We start from the raw sequence: 22,538 nt of genomic DNA, 5'->3' as shown, positions 1-22,538 counted from the left end.
TCACCGTTTGCTCTTGATGATGGTGCCAAGACCCTGCAGGTACGCGACGATGGCGTCCATTTCGGTCTTGCCCTTGACCGCGTCACGTGCGCCGGCAATGTCGGCGTCGGTGTACGGGGTGCCGAGTGTGCGCAGCACTTCCATCTTTTTCGCGGTGTCTTTGCCGTCGAGCTTGTTCTCGACCAGCCACGGGTAGGACGGCATCTTCGATTCCGGTACCACGTTGCGCGGGTTGTACAGGTGCGCACGGTGCCAGTCATCGGAGTAGCGGCCGCCGACGCGGGCCAAGTCCGGCCCGGTACGCTTGGAGCCCCACAGGAACGGGTGATCCCACACGCTTTCACCGGCTACCGAGTAATGGCCGTACCGCTCGGTTTCGGCACGGAACGGGCGGATCATCTGCGAGTGACAGCCTACGCAGCCTTCGCGGATGTAGATATCGCGGCCTTCCAGCTCCAGCGCGGTGCGCGGCTTCATGCCCTCGACCGGCTTGTTGGTGACGTCCTGGAAAAACAGCGGGACGATCTGGGTCAGGCCACCGACGCTCACGGCGATGACCATGAAGAAGGCCAGCAGGCCTATGTTCTTCTCGACGGCTTCATGCTTCATCAGTGCGCTCCCACAACGACGATCTTGGCGGCCTCTTCAGCCTGTGCCGGGTTGGCGGCACGTACGGTACGGAACACGTTGTAGGCCATCAGCAGCATGCCGCTGGCGAAGAACGCACCGCCCAGGGCGCGGACGATGTAGCCGGGGTGGCTGGCCTGCAGGGCTTCGACGAAGGAGTAGGTGAGGGTGCCGTCATCGTTGATGGCGCGCCACATCAGGCCCTGGGTGATGCCGTTGACCCACATCGAGGCGATGTACAGTACGGTGCCGATGGTGGCCAGCCAGAAGTGCGCGTTGATCAGGCCGATGCTGTGCATCTGCTCGCGGCCGTAGAGTTTCGGGATCATGTGGTACACGGCGCCGATCGAAATCATTGCCACCCAGCCGAGGGCGCCGGCGTGGACGTGGCCGATGGTCCAGTCGGTGTAGTGCGACAGTGAGTTCACGGTCTTGATGGCCATCATCGGGCCTTCGAAGGTGGACATGCCGTAGAACGCCAGCGACACCACCAGGAAGCGCAGGATCGGGTCGGTGCGCAGTTTGTGCCAGGCGCCCGACAGGGTCATCATGCCGTTGATCATGCCGCCCCAGCTTGGCGCCAGCAGGATGATCGACATCACCATGCCCAACGACTGCGCCCAGTCAGGCAGGGCGGTGTAGTGCAGGTGGTGCGGGCCGGCCCAGATGTACAGGGTGATCAGCGCCCAGAAGTGCACGATCGACAAGCGATACGAGTAGATCGGCCGCTCGGCCTGCTTGGGCACGAAGTAGTACATCATCCCCAGGAAACCGGTGGTGAGGAAAAAGCCCACGGCGTTGTGGCCGTACCACCACTGGATCATCGCGTCGGTGGCGCCGGAGTAGGCCGAGTACGACTTGAACAGGCTCACCGGCAGCGAGATGTGGTTGACGATGTGCAGCATCGCGGTGACCACGATGAACGCACCGTAGAACCAGTTGCCGACATAGATGTGCTTGGTCTTGCGCTTGACGATGGTGCCGAAGAACACCAGGCCGTAGGTAACCCAGACGATCGCCAGCAGGATCGCCAGCGGCCACTCGAGCTCGGCGTATTCCTTGGTGGTGGTGTAGCCCATCGGCAGGGTGATCAGCGCGCCGACGATCACGGCTTGCCAACCCCAGAAGGTGAAGGCGGCCATGCTGTCGGAGATCAGCCGGGTCTGGCAGGTGCGCTGCACCACGTAGTAGCTGGTGCCGAACAGCGCACAGCCCCCGAAGGCGAAGATCACCAGGTTGGTGTGCAGCGGGCGCAGGCGGCCGAAGCTGGTCCAGGGAAGGTCCAGGTTCAGCTGCGGCCACACCAGCTGCGAGGCGATGAAGACGCCGAGGCCCATGCCAAGGATCCCCCAGACCACCGTCATGATGGCGAACTGGCGGACGACCTTATAGTTATAAGCAGTCGGACTGATTGCTGTGCTCATTCTAAGGTTCCACGGTTTTGATGTTCTTGTTGGTCGAAAAATCGGCGCCAGTATTGATAACCAGCAAGGTTACCGCAACGCAACTTTGGTACGCCGACCCGTGTCCAGGTCCGATCACTGATGTCCCGCAGTGATCAGGTCTGGACGATTGTACACAAATAAATATTTGTAATGTGTACCGTTTTTCACCTTTTTCTGATCGATCGGTCAAGCTTTTTCGGGGCGGCGTCAGGCTACGCGCCGTGTCTGCATCGGTCCTTTCGGAGCGAAGCCCACTGAGGCAACAAGCTTAGTTCTGTTCGGTGGGGGTGCAAGGGAAGGGGACTGAGGCTGGTAGTGGGCGGGGGAGTGTAAGGCTTGAGGGTTATGGGGGCGGGGGGGGTAAGGATTGGGTGTTGTGGTGGGGCGGGGGTGTAAGGATTGAGTGTTGTGGTGGGGCAGAGATCGAGCGCCGCCCGCGCGGCGCTTCGCGGGTAAACCCGCTCCTACGTTTGTTTCGGGCCAATTATTCCTGTGAGATTTGCGCGCGACCGCCTTGGCGCATGTCTCGATATCGCGTCGTACAAACAAGGCGGTCGCGCGCGACTGGTGCAGGAGGGACTGGCCCGAAACAAACGTAGGAGCGGGTTTACCCGCGAAGCGCCGCGCGGGCGGCGCTCGATCTCACAGGCGGCAAATGCCTTTCGGCGGACTCACTTGGCAAATCCCTTTCGGCGAACTCACTTGGCCGTCACGGTCTCAGCCGAACCACCCTGCGACAGGCTATACACGTAAGCCGCCAGCAGGTGCACCTTGTCATTCCCTTGGATCTCGGCCTGCGCCGGCATTTGCCCCTGGCGACCATAACGAATGGTCTGCTGCAGCTGGGCAAAGCTCGAGCCATAGATGAACGCCTGCGGGTGGGTCAGGTTCGGTGCGCCCATGGCAGGCGTACCTTTACCTTCCGGCCCGTGGCAGGCCACGCAGTTGGCTGCGAAGATCTTCTGCCCGTTCTCCACATCGGCCTTTGCCCCCTCAGGCAGTGTGCGGCCGTCGAGTTTGCTGACCACGAACGCAGCCACGTCGGCCACGCCCTGGTCACCGATCACTTCGGCCCAGGCCGGCATCACGCCATGGCGACCGCTCATGATGGTGGTCTTGATGGTTTCCGGATCGCCGCCCCAGCGCCAGTCATTGTCGGTGAGGTTGGGGAAGCCGAAGGCGCCCTTGGCGTCGGAACCGTGGCACACCGAGCAGTTGGAGGCGAACAGGCGGCTGCCCATTTTCAGCGCCTGCGGGTCCTTCGCCACTTCTTCTACGGGCATGGCGGCGTATTTGGCGAAGATCGGACCGAACCTGGCATCGGCCTTGTCCATTTCCTTCTGCCATTCGTTGGCGCCAGTCCAGCCATTTTCATAGCCCGGCAGGATGCCTTTCCAGTTGCCCAGGCCCGGGTAGAGGATCAGGTAGCCGACCGAGAACGCCAAGGTGCCCACGAACAGCCAGAACCACCACTTGGGCAGCGGGTTGTCGTACTCCTCGATGCCGTCGAAGCTGTGGCCCATGGTCTCGTCGGTGGTGTTGTTGCTCTGGCCCTTGCGCGTGGCGAGCAGTAGCCAGGTCAGGCCAATCAGGCTACCGATGGTCAGTACGCTGATGTACGTACTCCAGAAGGTGGTCATTGCCCGTTACTCCTTTTTGCAGCAGGCTCCTGCCCGGCAGGGGGCAGGCGGTCGTCGACGAAGGGCAGCAGGCGCGCTTCGGCGAAATCACGGTCGCGGCGGCGGTTGAAGACCCACAGGGTGAGGCCGATAAAGGCAATCATCACCACCAGGGTGCCCACACCGCGGATCATGCCGATGTCCATTTCCATCGCACTCACCTCTTGTTCTTGATCGCGGTGCCGAGCACCTGCAGGTAGGCGACCAGTGCGTCCATCTCGGTCTTGCCTTTGACCGCTTCACGGGCGCCGGCAATGTCGTCGTCGGTGTACGGCACGCCCAGGGTGCGCAGGGTGCGCATCTTGACGTCGGTGTGGCTGTTGTCGACCTGCTGGGCAACCAGCCACGGGTAGGACGGCATCTTCGACTCCGGTACCACGTTGCGCGGGTTGTACAGGTGCGCACGGTGCCAGTCGTCCGAGTAGCGGCCACCGACCCGGGCCAGGTCCGGCCCGGTGCGCTTGGAGCCCCACAGGAACGGGTGGTCCCACACGCTTTCACCGGCCACCGAGTAGTGGCCGTACCGCTCGGTTTCGGCACGGAACGGGCGGATCATCTGCGAGTGGCAGCCCACGCAACCTTCGCGGATGTAGACATCGCGGCCTTCCAGTTGCAGCGCGGTATAGGGCTTCATGCCTTCGACCGGTTTGTTGGTGACGTCCTGGAAGAACAGCGGGACGATCTGGGTCAGGCCGCCGATGCTGACGGCAAATACCATCAGCAGGGCCATCAGGCCGACGTTTTTCTCGATGACTTCATGTTTCATCAGGCGTTTCTCCTCAAGCCAACTGGGCGTTCGCAGGGGCGACGTCAAGCGCTGGCGAACGCACGGTGCGCCAGGTGTTCCAGGCCATCAGGAACATGCCGCTGAGGAAGATCGCGCCGCCGACGAAGCGCACGACGAAGCCTGGGTGGCTGGCCACCAAGGTTTCCACGAACGAGTAGGTGAGCGTGCCGTCGCTGTTGACCGCGCGCCACATCAGGCCCTGGGCGATGCCGTTGACCCACATCGAGGCGATGTACAGCACGGTACCAATGGTGGCCAGCCAGAAGTGCGCATTGATCAGGCCGAGGCTGTACATGCGTTCTTTGCCGAACACTTTGGGAATGGTGTGGTACAGCGCGCCGATCGAGATCATCGCTACCCAGCCGAGGGCGCCGGCGTGGACGTGGCCGATGGTCCAGTCGGTGTAGTGGGACAGGGCGTTGACCGTCTTGATGGCCATCATTGGCCCTTCGAAGGTGGACATGCCGTAGAACGCCAGCGACACCACCAGGAAGCGCAGGATCGGGTCGCTGCGCAGTTTGTGCCAGGCGCCCGACAGGGTCATCATGCCGTTGATCATGCCGCCCCAGCTTGGCGCCAGCAGGATCAGCGACATCACCATGCCCAGCGACTGCGCCCAATCGGGCAGGGCGGTGTAGTGCAGGTGGTGCGGGCCGGCCCAGATGTACAGGGTGATCAGCGCCCAGAAGTGCACGATCGACAAGCGATACGAATACACCGGCCGTTCGGCCTGCTTGGGCACGTAGTAGTACATCATCCCCAGGAAGCCTGCGGTCAGGAAGAAGCCCACCGCGTTATGGCCGTACCACCACTGCACCATGGCATCGGTGGCGCCTGCGTAGACCGAATAGGATTTGGTCAGGCTGACCGGCAGCTCCAGGTTGTTGACGATGTGCAGCAGCGCCACGGTCAGGATGAAGGCGCCGAAGAACCAGTTGCCGACGTAGATGTGTTTGGTGTTGCGCTTCATCAGCGTGCCAAAGAACACGATGGCGTAGCCCACCCAGACGATGGTGATCAGAATGTCGATCGGCCATTCCAGTTCGGCGTATTCCTTGGAGCTGGTGTAGCCCAGCGGCAGGCTGATGGCCGCCAGCAGGATAACCAGTTGCCAGCCCCAGAACGTAAACGCGGCCAGGCCCGGTGCGAACAGGGTGGTCTGGCAGGTGCGTTGCACCGAATAATAGGAGGTGGCGAACAGTGCGCAGCCGCCGAACGCGAAGATCACCGCATTGGTATGCAGGGGGCGCAGGCGGCCGAAACTGGTCCAGGGGAGGTCGAAGTTGAGGGACGGCCAGGCGAGCTGGGCGGCGATGAAGACGCCGAGCCCCATCCCGACGATTCCCCACACCACCGTCATGATGGCGAATTGGCGGACCACCTTGTAGTTATAGGCGGTACTGCTGGTTGTGTTCATGTATGGGTTCCCATCCACGGTTATTTGGCAGGCTTTACAGCGAGGCAAGCATGATTAATGGGCAAAGTGCCGGTATTGACGGGGATCAATGGGCGAAGGTCGCAAATGTCCCAGGCTTGCGCTGCGATCCTCCGCGGGTTGCAGGTCAGGATGACTACAAGGGGTGCCTGATTCTGGCCCATGGCGCGGGCGCGCCGATGGACAGCGGGTTCATGGACGAAATGGCGCAAAGGCTTGCGGCGCTTGGGGTAGCGGTAGTGCGCTTCGAGTTCCCGTACATGGCCGAGCGCAGGGTTACCGGTGGCAAGCGGCCGCCGAACCCGCAGAAGGTGTTGCTTGAATGCTGGCGCGAGGCGTACCGGCAAGTGCGACCTTTGGTCGCGGGCAAGCTGGCCGTGGGTGGCAAGTCCATGGGCGGGCGCATGGCGAGCCTGCTGGCCGACGAATTGGGCGCGGATGCGCTGGTGTGCCTGGGCTATCCGTTCTACGCGGTGGGTAAACCCGAGAAGCCACGGGTAGAGCACCTGGCCGAGTTGAAAACACCGACGTTGATCGTGCAGGGCGAGCGGGATGCGCTGGGTAACCGCGAGGCGGTGGCGGGGTATGCGTTGTCGCCGGCGATCGAGGTGAGCTGGCTAGTGGCGGGGGACCATGACCTGAAGCCGTTGAAGGCTTCGGGGTTCAGCCATGAGCAGCATTTGCAGGCGGCGGCTGAACGTGTTGCTGATTTCCTGAAGGATTAGTGCTGGATTCTTCGCGGGTAAACCCGCACCTACAAGGACCGCACACCATCGAAGGTCGGCTCAGCACCCTGTAGGAGCGGGTTTACCCGCGAAGAGGCCGGAACAGGCCGGCGCTTAGTCGCGGTATTCGCACAGGTAAGCGGTATCCACCTTCACCTGCAGCTGGAACTTGCTGTCAGCCGGCACGTTGAACTTGTCACCGGTGTTGAAGGTTTCCCAGTTGTCGCTACCTGGCAGTTTCACGGTCAGCGCGCCCGATACCACATGCATGATCTCACGCTTGGCAGTGCCGAATTCGTATTCGCCCGGAGCCATGACGCCGACAGTGGCCGGGCCTTCTTCGCCCGAGAATGCGATCGACTTGACGGTGCCGTTGAAGTACTCGTTGACCTGGAACATGGGCGACTCCTGAAAAGAGGTGCTGAAAAAGGGCTGGCCAGTATGCCCAAGGCCACAGGCCTCGTCATCTGCTTTCAGGGGCTGTGGGCGGGCAGGGTCAACGGTAATAGCCGCGCCGTGTTGCGCGCATCTTCCAGGGCCCTGTGCTGTTGCCCGCAAAAGTGCATGCCGGCCAGTTGCAGGGCGCCGTTCAGGCCGGTGGGGCGCTGCAGGTGGCGGGCCTTGGCAAAGCGTTGCTTGAGGTTGATATGCGGCAATGTGCGCAGCAGGCTGTCGAGGCCGTGCTGCTGCCACTCCTGGTGCAATTGCTGGCGGTCGTAGTCGCCCCAGCTGACCCAGGCCTGAAGCTGCCCGCGGTGGTGCTCCAGCCAGCGCTCGAAGCTTGCCCACACCTCGCGAAACGGCGCGGCGTTGTCCACGTCGGCCTGGCTGATGTGGGTCAGCTCACGGCAGAACGGGGTCAGCTGCGGCCGCCGCCGTGGCTTTACAAAACGCTGGAAATGGTCGACCTCGCGGCCTTCGCGGGTCACCAGGCTTGCGCCGATTTCAATGATTTCCATCTCTGTGACCGGCCACCCACCATCGTCGGTGGTGGCTTCCAGGTCGATCACCAACCAATGGCCCATACCAGGCTCCCATGCAGATCCTGCTAGAGCGTAGCCAATGTACGGGCATACGGCATCCTATGGCATTTTGCCGCCTGCTTTGGCACAAAGAGCAGACGCCAGTAGTTGTGCCGCCCCTGGAAAACGCCTAGCTTAAGCGCATACAGGCATAAACCGTGATGAGTGTCCGTCTTGACTCCAGCGCCCGGCCTCAAGGCCTTGTCCACCCTGATGCTGCTGGCCGTGTTCTGGTTGGCGGCACCGGTATGGGCTGGCGAAGCGGTTGAAGTGAAGATTGGCGCAGCCCATTTCCCGCCTTACACAGTGCGCCCCGAGCAAGGTGCCGATACCGGTTTGCTGCCGCAGTTGGTCGATGCACTCAACCGGGCGCAGCAGCACTATCACTTCGTTCTGGTACCTACGTCTATCCAGCGGCGCTTCGGTGACTTCCAGCAAGGCCGCACCGACATGGCCATTTTCGAGAACCCACAATGGGGCTGGGAGCAGATTGCCCATCAGACCGTGGACATGGGCCTGGAAGATGCCGAAGTGTTCGTCGCCCGCAAGGAAAACGGCAGTGATCCGCGTTACTTCGACGACCTGCGTGGCAAACGCCTGGCCTTGTTCAACGGCTACCACTACGCGTTCGCCAGCTTCAACGCTGACCCCGATTACCTGCGCAAGACATACAACGCGACCCTGACCTATTCCCACGACAGCAACCTGCTGATGGTGCAGGCCGGCCGCGCCGATATCGCCCTGGTCACGCGTTCCTACCTCAGCGATTTCCTGGCACGCAACCCGGCGAGCAAGGCGCAGCTGGTGCCTTCGCAACGCATTGACCAGGTCTATCACCACTACGCCTTGCTGCGCCCGGGGGCGCCTATCGGCGAGCAGACGTTCGCTGCACTGCTGCGTGGCCTGCGTGACAGCGGTGAACTGGCGCGGATTTTCGAGCCCTACCGCATCACAGTCAGCACGCGCAGGCCTTGATTCCCGCCCGACGGCCTCGCCAATGTTCTCGAAGAATGACTCAGACCTGCCGGTTGGCGGTCTTGCGGCAATGCACCAGTGCATCGCGGATCATGAAGTTGACCAAAGTCGGCGACACCCCCAGTTCCTTGGCAATGTCCTTTTGCGGTACCCCATGCAGGCGGTACATCTCGAACGCATAGCGGGTACGTTGCGGCAGCTCGTTCAGCGCTTCGGCAATGTCGTCCAGCGCGGCAAGGTTGATATGGGTGGCTTCGGGCGAGGCGTTCTGGATAACCACATTCAGGCCTTCCTCCTCGCTGCCGGAGTACTTCAGCTCCATCGTCTGCTTGCGGTAGTGGTCGATCGCAAGGTTGCGCACGATCTGGAACAGGTAGCTTAGTTGCGCCTTGAACGACGAAGTGATCTGCGGGGCAGCGCCGAGCCGGAAGAAGGCGTCTTGCACCACATCCTCGGCGCGGGAGCGGCAGCCAGTGATGCGGGCAGCAATCTTGACCAGGATGCTGCGGTTGTCGACGAAGGCCTGCAGTAATGGTGAATCGCACTTACTTGTGGATAGTTGTTCCGCCATGGAAATCACCTTGTCACAGAGGGGAAAGGAGGCGCCCAGGGGTGGGTCGCTTCCTACGACGTGCGACAAGCTATTCAGAATGATAATGATTGTCAAATGCGAAACTAAATTATTATTGGGTGTTTCTGTTCTAAGGGGGCATACCTCAAGGTATGCCCCCAACCTTGACGCAGCGCAAAACCCTCACCCCCGCTAATTTCTGCCCCCGTCCATCCGTTCCCCTGTGTACATCCCCGGTCGCCGCTCGCTGCCCGCCCATGTTCGCGGCGTAGCCGGCACGCCCTAACAGACACTGGCAGGAACACCCCATGACGGACGCCTTCGAACTCCCGCTCTCGCTGGTCCAGGCCCTGGCGCAACGCGCCGCGCAGACCCCGGACAGGATTGCCCTGCGCTTTCTCGCCGACACCCCCGGCGAGCAGGCCGTGCTCAGCTACCGGGACCTCGACCAGCGTGCACGCACCATCGCCGCTGCCTTGCAGGCGCGCGCCAGCTTCGGTGACCGTGCCGTGTTGCTGTTCCCTAGTGGGCCAGACTACGTGGCGGCGTTTTTTGGCTGCCTGTATGCGGGCGTGATCGCAGTGCCGGCTTACCCGCCGGAGTCCGCGCGGCAGCATCACCAGGCGCGTTTGCTGTCGATCATCGCCGATGCCGAGCCGCGCCTGCTGCTGACCGTGGCGGCACTGCACGACAACCTGAACGGCCTGGAGGCACTGGCGGCAGATAACGCGCCCGAGCTGCTTGCCGTGGATGGCCTGGACCCGTTGCTGGCCTCGAGCTGGCACGCGCCCGAGCTCCAACGCGATGACATCGCCTTCCTGCAGTACACCTCCGGCTCCACCGCGCTGCCCAAGGGGGTTCAGGTCAGCCATGGCAACCTGGTGGCCAACGAGCAGCTGATCCGCCATGGCTTTGGCATCGACCTCAACCCCGACGACGTGATCGTCAGCTGGCTACCGCTGTACCATGACATGGGCCTGATCGGCGGCCTGCTGCAGCCAATCTTCAGTGGCGTGCCTTGCGTGCTGATGTCGCCGGGGTACTTCCTGGCCCGGCCATTGCGCTGGTTGCAGGCCATCAGCGAATACGGTGGCACCATCAGCGGCGGCCCCGACTTCGCTTATCGCCTGTGCAGCGAGCGGGTCAGCGAGGCTTCGCTGGCCGGGCTCGACCTGAGCCGCTGGCGCGTCGCCTATTCCGGCTCCGAGCCGATCCGCCAGGACAGCCTGGCCACCTTTGCCGACAAATTCCAGGCCTGCGGCTTCGACCCGCAGAGCTTCTTCGCCAGTTATGGCCTGGCCGAAGCCACCCTGTTCGTCAGCGGCAGCCGTCGTGGCCAGGGCATCGCTGCACTGGAGCTGGACGCCGAAGCCTTCGCTGGCAACCGTGCCGAGCTGGGCAAGGGCAGTGTGCTGATGAGCTGCGGCTACCCACAGCCGGGGCATGCCGTACGCATCGTCGAACCAGAACGCCTGCAAGTGCTGGATGACAACCAGGTTGGCGAGATCTGGGCCGGCGGCCCGAGCATCGCATTGGGTTACTGGCGCAACCCCGAAGCCAGCGCTCGAACATTCGTCGAAATGGACGGCCAGACCTGGCTGCGTACCGGCGACCTGGGTTTCATGCGTGAGGGCGAGGTGTTCGTTACCGGGCGCCTGAAAGACATGCTGATCGTGCGCGGACAGAACCTGTACCCACAGGACCTGGAAAAAAACCTCGAGCGCGAAGTTCAGGTGCTGCGCAAAGGCCGTGTGGCGGTGTTCGCCGTCGAGCACCAAGGCGAGGAGGGCATCGGTGTCGCGGTGGAGATCAGCCGCAACGTGCAAAAGGCAATCAAGCCCCAGGACCTGATCAAGACCCTGCGCCAGGTCATTGCCGACGCCTGCCGACAGGCCCCGGCCGTGGTCCTGCTGTTGAACCCCGGCGCGCTGCCGAAGACCTCCAGCGGCAAGTTGCAGCGCTCTGCCTGCCGCCTGCGCATGGACGATGGCAGCCTGGACTGCTATGCCCGTTTCCCTGAGGTGAGCGAAGCCGGTACCCGTGCAACCGCTGGCGATGAGCTGCAAGCACGCATCGCCGCTGTGTGGCGCGACATCCTCAAGGTAGAGGCGGTGGCCGCGGACGACCACTTCCTGCTGCTGGGCGGTAACTCCATCGCCGCCACCCAGGCCACAGCGCGCCTGGCCGATGAGTTGGGTATCGACCTGAGCCTGCGTACCCTGTTCGAGGCGCCGGTACTGGCCGACTACAGCAAGGCCGTGGCACAGATCATCGCCGATGGCGCCGCAGCCACCGCAGCCATCACCACGCTGGCGCGCGCCCAGGCATTGCCCCAGTCGCTGGCGCAAAACCGCTTGTGGCTGCTGTGGCAGCTGGAACCGCAATCAGCGGCCTACAACATTCCTGCCGGCTTGCACCTGCGTGGCGAGCTGGATATCAACGCTCTGCACGTGGCCTTCGAGGCACTGGTGGCGCGCCATGAATCGCTGCGTACCGTGTTCAGCGAAGAGAATGGCCAGGCGCTGCAGCGTATCCTGCCGCAGCAGCCATTCAGCCTGCACCGCCTGGACCTTGAAGGGCACTCGCCCGAGCAGGTTGCCGCGCAGCGTGAAACCGAGGCCCGCCAGCCGTTCGACCTCACCCAGGGGCCGCTGCTGCGGGTAACCCTGGTGCGCCTGGGCGACGAAGAGCATCAGCTGTGGGTGACCCTGCACCACATCGTTGCCGACGGCTGGTCGCTGAACATCCTGCTCGAAGAGTTCGCCAAGCTGTATGCCGCTCGCTGCCAAGGCCTGGAGGCCAACCTGGCGCCGCTGCCCCTGGGTTACGCCGACTACGGCAGCTGGCAGCGGCAATGGCTGGCTGACGGTGAAGCCGAGCGCCAGTTGCAGTACTGGAAGGCACACCTTGGTGGTGAGCTGCCGGCGCTCGACCTGTGCACTGACCATCCGCGCACCAGCCAGCGCGAGCACAGCGCTGCGCGCTTCAACCTCAAGGTGCCGACCAGGCTTGGCGAAGCGCTCAAGGGCCTTGCCCACCAGCAGCAGGCCAGCCTGTTCATGGTCCTGCTGGCCGGTTGGCAGGCGCTGCTGCAGCGCTACAGCGGCCAGGCCGATATCCGCGTCGGCGTGCCCAACGCCAACCGCCCGCGCCTGGAAACCCAAGGCATGGTCGGTTTCTTCATCAATACGCAGGTGCTGCGCGCGCAATTCGATGGCCGTCACTCGTTTACCCAGTTGCTGACCCAGGTACGTCAGGCCACCTTGCAAGCCCAGGCTAATCAGGATCTGCCCTTCGAACAGCTTGTCGAAGCCCTGCCCGATGCGCGCGAGCAGGGCCTGTTCCAGGTCATGTTCAACCACCAGCAACGCGACCTGTCAGCCCTGCGGCGCCTGCCAGGGCTGTTGGCCGAAGAGCTGGCGTGGCACAGCCGCGAAGCCAAGTTCGACTTGCAGTTGCACAGTGAGGAGGACCATCTGGGCCGCCTGAGCCTGGCCTTCGACTATGCCGCGGAGCTGTTCGAAGCCAGCACCGTCGAACGTCTGGCCCATCACCTGCTGGCGTTGCTGGAACAGGTGTGTGCCGCGCCGCAGCAGGCGCTGGGCGACGTGCAACTGCTGGATGAGCCCGGCCGTGCGCAGCTGCTGGGTTGGGGCCAGGCACCGGCCGCCGCAGCGCAGCACCTGTTGGTCGAACAACTCAATGAGCAGGCACGCCTGACGCCGCAGCGCACCGCCCTGGTTTGGGACGGGGGCAGCCTGGATTACGCCGGGCTGCACCAGCAAGCCAACCGCCTGGCCCACTACTTGCGCGACAAAGGCGTCGGCCCCGATACCTGTGTGGCCATTGCCATCGAGCGCTCACCGCAATTGCTGGTCGGCCTGCTAGCCATTCTCAAGGCTGGCGGTGCCTACGTGCCGCTGGATGTCGATTACCCTGCCGAACGCCTGGCCTACATGCTGGCCGACTGCGACGCCCGTTTGCTATTGAGCCACAGCAGCCTGCTGGGCAAGCTGCCGCAGGTCGACGGTGTCAGCGCCATTGCCCTCGACCAGTTGCACCTGGACAGCTGGCCCAGCCATGCCCCCGGCCTGCACCTGCACGGCGACAACCTGGCCTACGTTATCTATACCTCCGGCTCCACCGGGCAGCCCAAGGGCGTAGGCAATACCCATGCGGCGCTGGCCGAGCGCCTGCAGTGGATGCAGACGACCTATGCGCTGAATGACAGCGACGTGCTGATGCAGAAGGCGCCGATCAGTTTCGACGTCTCGGTGTGGGAATGCTTCTGGCCGTTGGTCACCGGCTGCAAGCTGGTGCTCGCCGGCCCCGGTGAACACCGCGACCCACAGCGTATCGCTGCCCTGGTGCAGGCTTATGGGGTGACTACGCTGCACTTTGTACCGCCGCTGTTGCAGGTGTTCGTCCAGGAGCCGCAGGCAGGTGCCTGCAGTAGCTTGCGCCGGGTGTTCTCGGGTGGCGAAGCGTTGTCCGCCGCGCTGCGTGACCGCTTGCTGCAGGTGCTGCCGCAGGTGCAGCTGCACAACCGGTACGGCCCGACCGAAACCGCCATCAACGTCACCCACTGGCACTGCCAGGTGGCGGACGGCGAGCGCTCGCCCATCGGCCGCCCGCTGGGCAATGTGCTGTGCCGCGTGCTGGACGATGAGCTGGAACTGAGCGCCCCCGGTGTGCCGGGCGAGCTGTACCTCGGTGGCGCGGGCCTGGCCCGTGGTTACTTGGGCCGCCCCGGCCTCACTGCCGAGCGCTTCGTACCCCAGGCCGACGGCAACGGTCAGCGTCTGTACCGCAGTGGCGATCGCGCCCGCTGGCAGGTTCAGCTGGAGGCCCTGGAATACCTTGGCCGCCTCGACCAGCAGGTAAAGGTGCGTGGTTTCCGCGTCGAGCCCGAGGAAGTGCAGGCCTGCCTGCTGGCACAGGTGGGTGTGGAACAGGCGCTGGTGCTGATACACAAGGACGCCGTTGGCGCGCAACTGGTCGGCTATTACAGTGGCAGCGCTCAGCCTGCCGAGGTGCTGGCCGTGCTGGCTGAGCAATTGTCAGCCTACATGGTGCCGGCGCAACTCATCCCTTTGGCACAGATGCCACTGGGCCCCAGCGGCAAGGTCGACCGCAAGGCACTGCCTGCCCCAGTGTGGCAGCAGCGTGAGCATGTCGAGCCACGAACCGAGCTGCAACAACAGGTCGCGGCCATCTGGCGCGACGTGTTGAATCTGCCGCGCATTGGCCTGCAGGACGACTTCTTCGCCCTCGGTGGCCACTCGTTGCTGGCGACTCAGATCGTTTCGCGCACCCGTCAGGCCTGCGATGTCGAGCTGCCGCTCAAGGCCCTGTTCGAAACCAGCGAGCTGGGCGCCTTCTGTGCCGAGATCGCCCGCCTGCGCGCGGCCGGCGAGCGCAATCTGCAAGGTGCAATCGCCCGTGTCGACCGCCGTCAGGCGGTGCCGCTGTCGTACTCGCAGCAGCGAATGTGGTTCCTCTGGCAGATGGAGCCGGACAGCCCGGCGTACAACGTCGGCGGCATGGCACGCCTGCGCGGCACCTTGCATGTGGACGCTTTCGAGCGTGCGCTGCAGGCGCTGGTCGTGCGCCACGAAACCTTGCGCACCACGTTCCCCAGCATCGACGGCGTGCCGTACCAGTGCGTGGCCGAAGACAGCGGCCTGCATCTGGACTGGCAAGACTTCAGCGCTTTGTCAGACGATGCCTGCCAGCAACGTTTGCAACAACTGGCCGACGACCAGGCGCACCAGCCCTTCGACTTGGAGCGGGGGCCGCTGCTGCGCGCCTGCCTGGTCAAGGCCAACGAGCGCGAGCACTTCTTTGTGCTGACGCTGCACCACATCGTCACCGAAGGCTGGGCCATGGACATCTTCGCCCGCGAGCTGGGCGAGCTGTACGAAGCCTTTGTCGATGACCGCGAGTCGCCACTGGCGCCGCTGCCAGTGCAGTACCTGGACTACAGCGTGTGGCAACGGCAATGGCTGGAAAGCGGCGAGGGCGCTCGTCAACTGGCCTACTGGAAGCACCGCTTGGGCGACGAGCACCCGGTGCTGGCGTTGCCTGCCGACCGCCCGCGTCCGGCAGTCCAGAGCCACCGTGGCGCGCTGTACCGCTTCGAACTCGATCCGGCACTGGTGGCCCGCGTGCATGCTTTCAATAGCCAGCGCGGCCTGACCCTGTTCATGACCATGACCGCCACCCTGGCCGCCTTGCTGCACCGCTACAGTGGCCAGCGCGACCTGCGTATCGGCGCGCCGGTGGCCAACCGCATCCGCCCGGAAAGCGAAGGCCTGATCGGCGCTTTCCTCAACACCCAGGTGCTGCGCTGCGAGCTGGACGGCCAGATGACCGCCAGCGCGCTGCTGGAGCAGATTCGCCAGGTTGCCATCGAAGGCCAGTCGCACCAGGACCTGCCGTTCGACCAACTGGTAGAGGCCCTGCAGCCACCGCGCAGCAGTGCCTACAACCCGTTGTTCCAGGTGATGTGCAACGTGCAGCGCTGGGCCTTCCAGCAAAGCCGCACGCTGGCCGGCATGCAGGTGGACTACCTGGTCAACGATGCCAGCGCCACCAAGTTCGACCTGTACCTGGAGGTGACCGACCTGGACGGCCGGCTGGGCTGCTGCCTGACCTACAGCCGCGACCTGTTCGACGCGCCGCGCATCGCGCGCATGGCCGAGCACTGGCAACAACTGCTGGTCGGTTTGCTCGACAACCCGCACCACCGCCTGTGCGAACTGCCGATGCTGAGCAGTGCCGAGCAACAAGTGCTTACAGGCCAATTGCAGGGCGAACACGATTTCGACCTTGGCCAGACCCTCCACGGTCTGTTCGCCGCCCAGGCCGCGCGCACGCCACAGGCGGGCGCGTTGACCTTCGCCGGCCAGCACTTGACCTACGCCGAGCTCGACCAGCAGGCCAACCGCCTGGCGCGTGCCCTGCGCGAACGGGGTGTCGGCCCGCAGGTGCGGGTGGGCCTGGCGCTGGAGCGCTCGCTGGAAATGGTCGTCGGCCTGCTGGCCATCCTCAAGGCCGGCGGCGCCTATGTACCGCTCGACCCCGAGTACCCGCTCGACCGCCTGCGCTACATGATCGAAGACAGCCGCATCGGCTTGCTGCTCAGCCAGCGTGCGCTACTGCACACCCTGGGCGAGTTGCCTGAAGGCGTGGCCAGCTGGAGCCTGGAAGATGATGCCGCCAGCCTGGCGGCGTACAGCGATGCGCCGCTGGACAACCTCAGCCTGCCGCAGCACCAGGCTTACCTGATCTACACCTCAGGCTCTACCGGCAAACCCAAGGGCGTGGTGGTCAGCCATGGCGAGTTCGCCATGCACTGCCAGGCGGTGATCGCTGCATTCGGCATGCGCAGCGATGACTGCGAGCTGCACTTCTATTCCATCAACTTCGACGCTGCCAGCGAGCGCCTGTGGGTGCCGCTGTTGTGTGGTGCGCGCGTGGTATTGCGCGCCCAGGGGCAGTGGGGCGCCGAGGACATCTGCCAGTTGGTGCGCGAGCAGCAGGTGAGCATTCTGGGCTTTACCCCCAGCTACGGCAGCCAGCTGGCGCAGTACCTGGGCGGGCGGGGCGAACAATTGCCGGTACGCCTGGTGATTACCGGGGGCGAGGCGCTGACCGGCGAGCACCTGCAACGCATCCGCCAGGCCTTTGCACCGCAGCAGTGCTTCAATGCCTACGGCCCGACCGAAACCGTGGTCATGCCGCTGGCGTGCCTGGCCCCAGAGGCCTTGCCAACAGACCTTGGCAGCGTACCGATCGGCCGCGTCATCGGTAGCCGTACGGCCTACATCCTCGACGAGGATCTGGCCTTGTTGCCGCAAGGCGGTATTGGCGAACTGTACGTCGGCGGTGCCGGCCTGGCCCAGGGTTACCACGACCGGCCAGGCCTCACTGCCGAGCGCTTTGTCGCCGACCCGTTCAGTGCCGAAGGCGGGCGCCTGTACCGTACCGGCGACCTGGTACGCCTGGGTACTGATGGCCTGGTGGAGTATGTCGGCCGTGCCGACCAGCAGGTGAAGATCCGCGGCTTCCGCATCGAACTGGGCGAAATCGAGAGCCGCCTGCTAGCGCACGAGGATGTCGACGAGGCCGTCGTGCTGGCGCTGGACTTGCCGGGCGGCAAGCAACTGGTGGGCTATCTGGTGTGCAGGCAGGCCACCGCCGGTAACGACGTGCAACAACTGCTGCGCGAAGCGGTGAAAGCCGATGCCCGCCAGCACCTGCCCGACTACATGGTGCCTGCGCACCTGGTGCTGCTCGATAGCCTGCCGCTGATGGGCAACGGCAAGCTCGACCGCCGTGCGCTGCCGCTGCCGGACCTTGAGCAGGCGCGGCAGCAATACCAGGCTCCTGGCAATGAGGTGGAAGCACAGTTGGCGCAGATCTGGCGCGATGTGCTCAACGTTGCCCGGGTCGGCGTGCAGGACAACTTCTTCGAGCTGGGGGGCGACTCGATCCTGTCGATTCAGGTGGTCAGCCGCGCCCGGCAGGCCGGCTTGCAATTCACCCCACGCGACCTGTTCCAGCATCAGACCATCCAGACCCTGGCAACTGTGGTTCAGCTCAGCGAAGCCGCGAGCACCGTCGAGCAGGGCCTGCGCCAGGGCCAGGCCGGGCTGACGCCGATCCAGCACTGGTTCTTCGACAGTGACGTGCCACAGCCGCAACACTGGAACCAGGCCGTGCTGCTGGAGGTGCGCCAACCCTTGGTTGAGGCCACCCTTGGACAGGCATTGGCTGCGCTGGTGCAGCACCATGACAGCCTGCGCCTGCGCTTCAGCGACGCCCAGGGCCGCTGGCAGGCCCAGTACGCGCAGCCTGGCGCCGAGCAGCTGCTGTGGAGCGCCACTGTCGCCGATTTCAATGATTGTCAGGCCCTCTACACTGACGTGCAGCGCAGCCTGGACCTGCAACAGGGGCCGCTGCTGCGCGCCTTGCTGGTGCGTGACGGGCAGGGCACCCAGCGGTTGCTGCTGGCGATTCATCACCTGGTGGTTGATGGCGTGTCCTGGCGGGTGCTGCTGGAAGACCTGCAGGCGCTGTACCGTGGCCAGCCTCTGCCGGCCAAGACCCACGCCGTCGGCGACTGGGCGGCGCGCCTGGTCAGCTACGCCGGCAGCGATTCGCTGCGTGACGAACTGGCCTGGTGGCAAGGCCAGCTGGGCGGTGTGCGTCGCGAATTGCCGTGCGACCATCCGCAGGGCGGCAATTTGCATCGCCATGCTCAAACCCTGGCCATCGGCCTGGACGTGGAGCAAACCCGGCAGCTGTTGCAACTGGCCCCGGCGGCTTACCACACCCAGGTCAACGACCTGCTGTTGACTGCACTGGCGCGGGCCTTGTGCCGGTGGAGCGGCGATGAAGAAGTGCTCGTGCAGCTCGAAGGCCATGGCCGTGACGGGTTGTTCGAAGACATGGACCTGACCCGCAGCGTCGGCTGGTTCACCAATGCCTACCCACTGAGCCTGCGTCCGCTGCCAGGTGAAGACGACGCGGCGCGGGCCGGTTCGATCAAGCGCATCAAGGAACAACTGCGCCATGTACCGCACAAGGGCCTGGGCTACGGCGTACTGCGCTACCTGGCGGATGCCGCCGGGCGCGAGCAGATGGCGGCTTTGCCGCAGGCGCGCATCACCTTCAACTACCTGGGCCAGTTCGACCAGCAGTTCGACAGTGCGGCCTTGTTCCAGCCCCTGGAAGCCCCGGCCGGGTTGGCGCATGACCTCGATGCGCCGTTGCCCAACTGGTTGAGCGTCGATGGCCAGGTGTATGGCGGTGCTCTGCAACTGCGCTGGACCTTCAGCGCCGAGCGCTACGACCAGCAGACCATCGCGGGTCTGGCTGAGGCCTATCGTCAGGAGCTGCTGGCGCTGGTCGCGCATTGCCTGGCCGATGGCAATGGCAGCTTCACCCCATCGGACTTCCCGCTGGCGCACCTGACTCAGGAGCAGATCGACGCATTGCCGGTCCCGGCCGCGCAGATCGAGGACGTTTACCCGCTGACGCCGATGCAGGAAGGCATGCTGCTGCACACCCTGCTGGAGCCGGGCACTGGCCTGTACTACATGCAGGACCGCTACCGCATCAACAGCGCCCTCGACCCCGAGCGTTTCGCCCAGGCCTGGCAGGCCGTGGTGGCGCGCCACGAAGCGTTGCGCGCCTCGTTCAGCTGGAACAGCGGCGAGGCGATGCTGCAGATCATCCACAAGCCGGGCAACCTGGCGGTGGACTACCAGGACTGGCGCGGCCTGGCCGACGATGCCCAGGAGCAGCGCCTGCAGGCCCTGCACAAGCAGGAGCGCGAGGCCGGCTTTGCCTTGCTCAGCGAGGCACCGTTCCACCTGCGCCTGGTGCGCGTGGCCGATGAACGCTACTGGTTCATGATGAGCAACCACCACATCCTTATCGATGCCTGGTGCCGCTCGCTGTTGATGAACGATTTCTTCGAGGTCTACCAGGCCCTTGGCGAAGGCCGTCAGGCCCAACTGCCGGTGCCACCGCGTTACCGCGATTACATCGGTTGGCTGCAACGCCAGGGCCTGGACGACGCACGTGCCTGGTGGCAGGCCAACCTGGCCGGCTTCGAACGTGCCACAGCCATCCCGAGCGACCGCCCGCTGCGCCATGACCACGCCGGTAGCGGCATGGTCGTCGGCGATTGTTATACCCGCCTTGAGGTGAATGATGGCGTGCGTCTGCGCGAACTGGCCCAGGCCCATCAGCTCACCGTCAACACTTTCGCCCAGGCGGCCTGGGCCCTGGTGCTGTCGCGCTACAGCGGCGACCGCGACGTGGCCTTTGGCGTAACCGTGGCCGGGCGCCCGGTGAGCATGCCGCAGATGCAGCGCACCGTCGGCCTGTTCATCAACAGCGTGGCCCTGCGCGTGCAGTTGCCTGCGGCGGGTGAGCGCTGCAGTGTGCGCCAGTGGCTGCAAGGCCTGCTGCAAAGCAACATGGAGCTGCGCGAGTACGAATACCTGCCGCTGGTGGCGATCCAGGCGTGCAGCGAGCTGCCCAAGGGCCAGCCGCTGTTCGACAGCCTGTTCGTGTTCGAGAATGCGCCGGTTGAAACCGCCGTGCTCGATCACGCCCAGCACCTGAACGCCAGCTCCGACTCGGGCCGTACCCACACCAACTTCCCGCTGACGGCGGTGTGTTACCCGGGTGATGACCTGGGCCTGCACCTGTCGTTTGACCAGCGTTACTTCGATTACCCGACCGTCGAGCGCCTGCTGGCCGAGTTCAAGCGCCTGCTGCTGGCGCTGGTACAAGGTTTTGAAGGGGAGGTGAGCGAGCTAGCGCTGCTGAGCGCCCAGGAGCAAGGCTTCCTGCTGGAGGACTGCAACCGGACCGAGCGGGTTTATCCGCTGGAACAAAGCTATATCGCGCAGTTCGAAGCGCAGGTCGTGGCGCATCCACAGCGTACCGTGGCCCGCTGCCTGGAGGCATCCTATGATTACGCCGGGCTGAACCTGGCGGCCAACCGCCTGGGCCATGCGCTGGTGGCTGCCGGCGTCTGCGTGGACCAGCCAGTGGCACTGCTTGCCGAGCGTGGGTTGCCGCTGCTGGGCATGATTGTCGGCAGCTTCAAGGCCGGCGCCGGCTACCTGCCGCTGGACCCGGGCCTGCCAGCGGCGCGCCTGCAAAGCATCATCCAGCTCAGCCGCACGCCAGTGCTGGTGTGCAGCGCGGCCTGCGCCGAGCAGGGGCGGCAGTTGCTCGGTGAGCTGGAGGCTGCGCTGCGGCCGCAACTGCTGGTCTGGGAAGACGTCCAGGCCAACCCGATCGCAAGCCACAACCCGGGTATCCACAGTGGCCCGGACAACCTCGCCTACGTGATCTACACCTCAGGCTCGACTGGTCTGCCGAAAGGGGTGATGGTCGAGCAGCGCGGCATGCTCAACAACCAGCTGAGCAAGGTGCCTTACCTGGCGCTGAGCGAGCAGGACGTGATTGCCCAGACCGCCTCGCAAAGCTTCGACATCTCGGTCTGGCAGTTCCTGGCTGCGCCGCTGTTCGGCGCCAAGGTTGAGATCGTGCCTAACGCCATCGCCCACGACCCGCAAGGCCTGCTGGCGCACGTGCAGGCCACCGGCATCACCGTGCTGGAGAGCGTGCCGTCCCTGATCCAGGGCATGCTGGCCAGCGACCACCAGGCCCTCGACGGCCTGCGCTGGATGCTGCCGACCGGCGAGGCCATGCCACCGGAGCTGGCGGCGCAGTGGCTGCAGCGCTACCCTCAGATCGGCCTGGTCAATGCCTATGGCCCGGCGGAGTGCTCGGATGACGTGGCGTTCTTCCGCGTCGATGCCGCCTCGACCCAAGGCAGCTACCTGCCCATCGGTACGCCAACCGATAACAACCGCCTGTACTTGTTCGGCGAGGACCAGGCGCTGGTGCCGCTGGGGGCGGTGGGCGAACTGTGCGTGGCGGGTACGGGTGTAGGCCGTGGCTACGTCGGTGACCCGGTGCGCACGGCACTGGCGTTCATTCCTCACCCTTACGGGGCACCGGGAGAGCGCCTGTACCGTACCGGTGACCTGGCGCGGCAACGCCCGGACGGCGTGCTGGAATATGTCGGGCGCATCGACCACCAGGTGAAGATTCGCGGCTATCGCATCGAACTGGGCGAAATCGAGGCCCGGCTGCATGAGCAGGCGGAAATTCGCGATGCCGCTGTGGCGGTGCAGGAGGGCGTGAACGGCAAGCATCTGGTTGGTTACCTGGTAGCGCACCAGGGCGTCAGTGCCGATGCCGCGTTGCTGGAGCAGGTCAAGCAACGACTGCGTGCCGAGTTGCCGGAGTACATGGTGCCGTTGCATTGGAGCTGGTTCGACAGCTTGCCGCACAACGCCAACGGCAAGCTCGACCGCAAGGCCCTGCCAGCCATCGACATCGGCGGCCATTACAGTCAGGCCTATCAGGCGCCACGCAACGAATTGGAGGACGTGTTGGCGGGTATTTGGGCCGATGTGCTCAAAGCCGAGCGGGTGGGGGTGCACGACAACTTCTTCGAGCTGGGCGGGCATTCGCTGCTGGCCACGCAGATCGCTTCGCGGGTGCAGAAGCAGCTACAGCTGAACGTGCCGCTGCGGGCGATGTTCGAGTGCAGCACGGTGGAGGCGTTGGCCGAGTATGTCCAGGGGCTGCAGGGCAGTGCGCTGGATGATGACAAGGTCGACCGGCTCAGTGACCTGATGGCGGAACTGGAGGGGCTGTGATGGGCAGGGG

General features: G+C 64.4%; 12 protein-coding genes. 3 read left to right on the top strand and 9 right to left on the bottom strand.

All coding sequences use genetic code 11. The features are described 5' to 3' along the window. The 6 genes from ccoO (ACNQP3_RS19870) to ccoN (ACNQP3_RS19845) all read right to left on the bottom strand — a co-directional run bounded on the left by ccoO (ACNQP3_RS19870) (position 1) and on the right by ccoN (ACNQP3_RS19845) (position 5,955). Entirely contained in the window at positions 1 to 609 is a 609-nt protein-coding gene (gene ccoO / locus ACNQP3_RS19870) for a cytochrome-c oxidase, cbb3-type subunit II (RefSeq protein WP_003254286.1), read from the bottom strand. After that, positions 609 to 2,051, bottom strand: coding sequence for a cytochrome-c oxidase, cbb3-type subunit I (gene ccoN / locus ACNQP3_RS19865; RefSeq protein ID WP_003254284.1), 1,443 nt, complete (start codon positions 2,049 to 2,051; stop codon positions 609 to 611). Before ccoN (ACNQP3_RS19865) ends, ccoO (ACNQP3_RS19870) begins: the two co-directional genes overlap by 1 nt. Positions 2,052 to 2,770: 719 nt before the next feature. Beyond that, positions 2,771 to 3,712, bottom strand: a complete 942-nt coding sequence (gene ccoP, locus ACNQP3_RS19860; protein WP_014755845.1) for a cytochrome-c oxidase, cbb3-type subunit III — start codon at positions 3,710 to 3,712, stop codon at positions 2,771 to 2,773. Then, a complete protein-coding gene (locus ACNQP3_RS19855; RefSeq protein WP_003254282.1) occupies positions 3,709 to 3,903 on the bottom strand; it encodes a cbb3-type cytochrome oxidase subunit 3 in 195 nt (64 codons plus the stop codon). Before ACNQP3_RS19855 ends, ccoP begins: the two co-directional genes overlap by 4 nt. A gap of 5 nt (positions 3,904 to 3,908) precedes the next feature. After that, a complete protein-coding gene (gene ccoO, locus ACNQP3_RS19850) occupies positions 3,909 to 4,517 on the bottom strand; it encodes a cytochrome-c oxidase, cbb3-type subunit II (protein ID WP_003254281.1) in 609 nt (202 codons plus the stop codon). 13 nt (positions 4,518 to 4,530) lie between these two features. Beyond that, complete coding sequence (gene ccoN / locus ACNQP3_RS19845; protein ID WP_003254280.1) at positions 4,531 to 5,955, bottom strand: cytochrome-c oxidase, cbb3-type subunit I; 1,425 nt, start codon at positions 5,953 to 5,955, stop codon at positions 4,531 to 4,533. Positions 5,956 to 6,005: 50 nt separating this feature from the next. Between ccoN (ACNQP3_RS19845) and ACNQP3_RS19840 the strand changes: the two genes are divergently transcribed. Then, positions 6,006 to 6,698, top strand: coding sequence for an alpha/beta family hydrolase (locus tag ACNQP3_RS19840; RefSeq protein ID WP_264316369.1), 693 nt, complete (start codon positions 6,006 to 6,008; stop codon positions 6,696 to 6,698). A 114-nt stretch (positions 6,699 to 6,812) separates the two neighbouring features. On the opposite strand, the gene ACNQP3_RS19835 is transcribed toward ACNQP3_RS19840, so the two are convergent. Together ACNQP3_RS19835 and ACNQP3_RS19830 are read right to left on the bottom strand one after the other, a co-directional pair. Beyond that, the gene (locus ACNQP3_RS19835; RefSeq protein ID WP_264316368.1) at positions 6,813 to 7,097 is read right to left on the bottom strand and encodes a pyrimidine/purine nucleoside phosphorylase; all 285 of its coding nucleotides are present in this window, start codon (positions 7,095 to 7,097) and stop codon (positions 6,813 to 6,815) included. Positions 7,098 to 7,171: 74 nt separating this feature from the next. Then, positions 7,172 to 7,723 carry an exonuclease domain-containing protein gene (locus ACNQP3_RS19830; RefSeq protein ID WP_230064985.1) on the bottom strand — a complete coding sequence of 184 codons (552 nt, stop codon included), beginning with the start codon at positions 7,721 to 7,723 and terminating at the stop codon, positions 7,172 to 7,174. Positions 7,724 to 7,894: 171 nt separating this feature from the next. On the opposite strand from ACNQP3_RS19830, the gene ACNQP3_RS19825 reads away from it, so the two are divergent. Beyond that, positions 7,895 to 8,695 carry a substrate-binding periplasmic protein gene (locus ACNQP3_RS19825; RefSeq protein WP_019750813.1) on the top strand — a complete coding sequence of 267 codons (801 nt, stop codon included), beginning with the start codon at positions 7,895 to 7,897 and terminating at the stop codon, positions 8,693 to 8,695. 40 nt (positions 8,696 to 8,735) lie between these two features. On the opposite strand, the gene ACNQP3_RS19820 is transcribed toward ACNQP3_RS19825, so the two are convergent. After that, positions 8,736 to 9,266 (bottom strand): RNA polymerase factor sigma-70, encoded by a 531-nt coding sequence (locus ACNQP3_RS19820; RefSeq protein WP_003254275.1) that lies wholly within the window; start codon positions 9,264 to 9,266, stop codon positions 8,736 to 8,738. Positions 9,267 to 9,574: 308 nt separating this feature from the next. Between ACNQP3_RS19820 and ACNQP3_RS19815 the strand changes: the two genes are divergently transcribed. Continuing rightward, positions 9,575 to 22,528 carry a non-ribosomal peptide synthetase gene (locus ACNQP3_RS19815; protein WP_264316367.1) on the top strand — a complete coding sequence of 4,318 codons (12,954 nt, stop codon included), beginning with the start codon at positions 9,575 to 9,577 and terminating at the stop codon, positions 22,526 to 22,528. Positions 22,529 to 22,538 lie beyond the last annotated feature (10 nt).

Source organism: Pseudomonas sp. LFS074, from assembly GCF_047978165.1.
GTDB lineage: Bacteria > Pseudomonadota > Gammaproteobacteria > Pseudomonadales > Pseudomonadaceae > Aquipseudomonas > Aquipseudomonas putida_P.
Note: the sequence above shows the minus strand (reverse complement) of the source record. Positions and strands in the feature narration are given on the sequence as shown.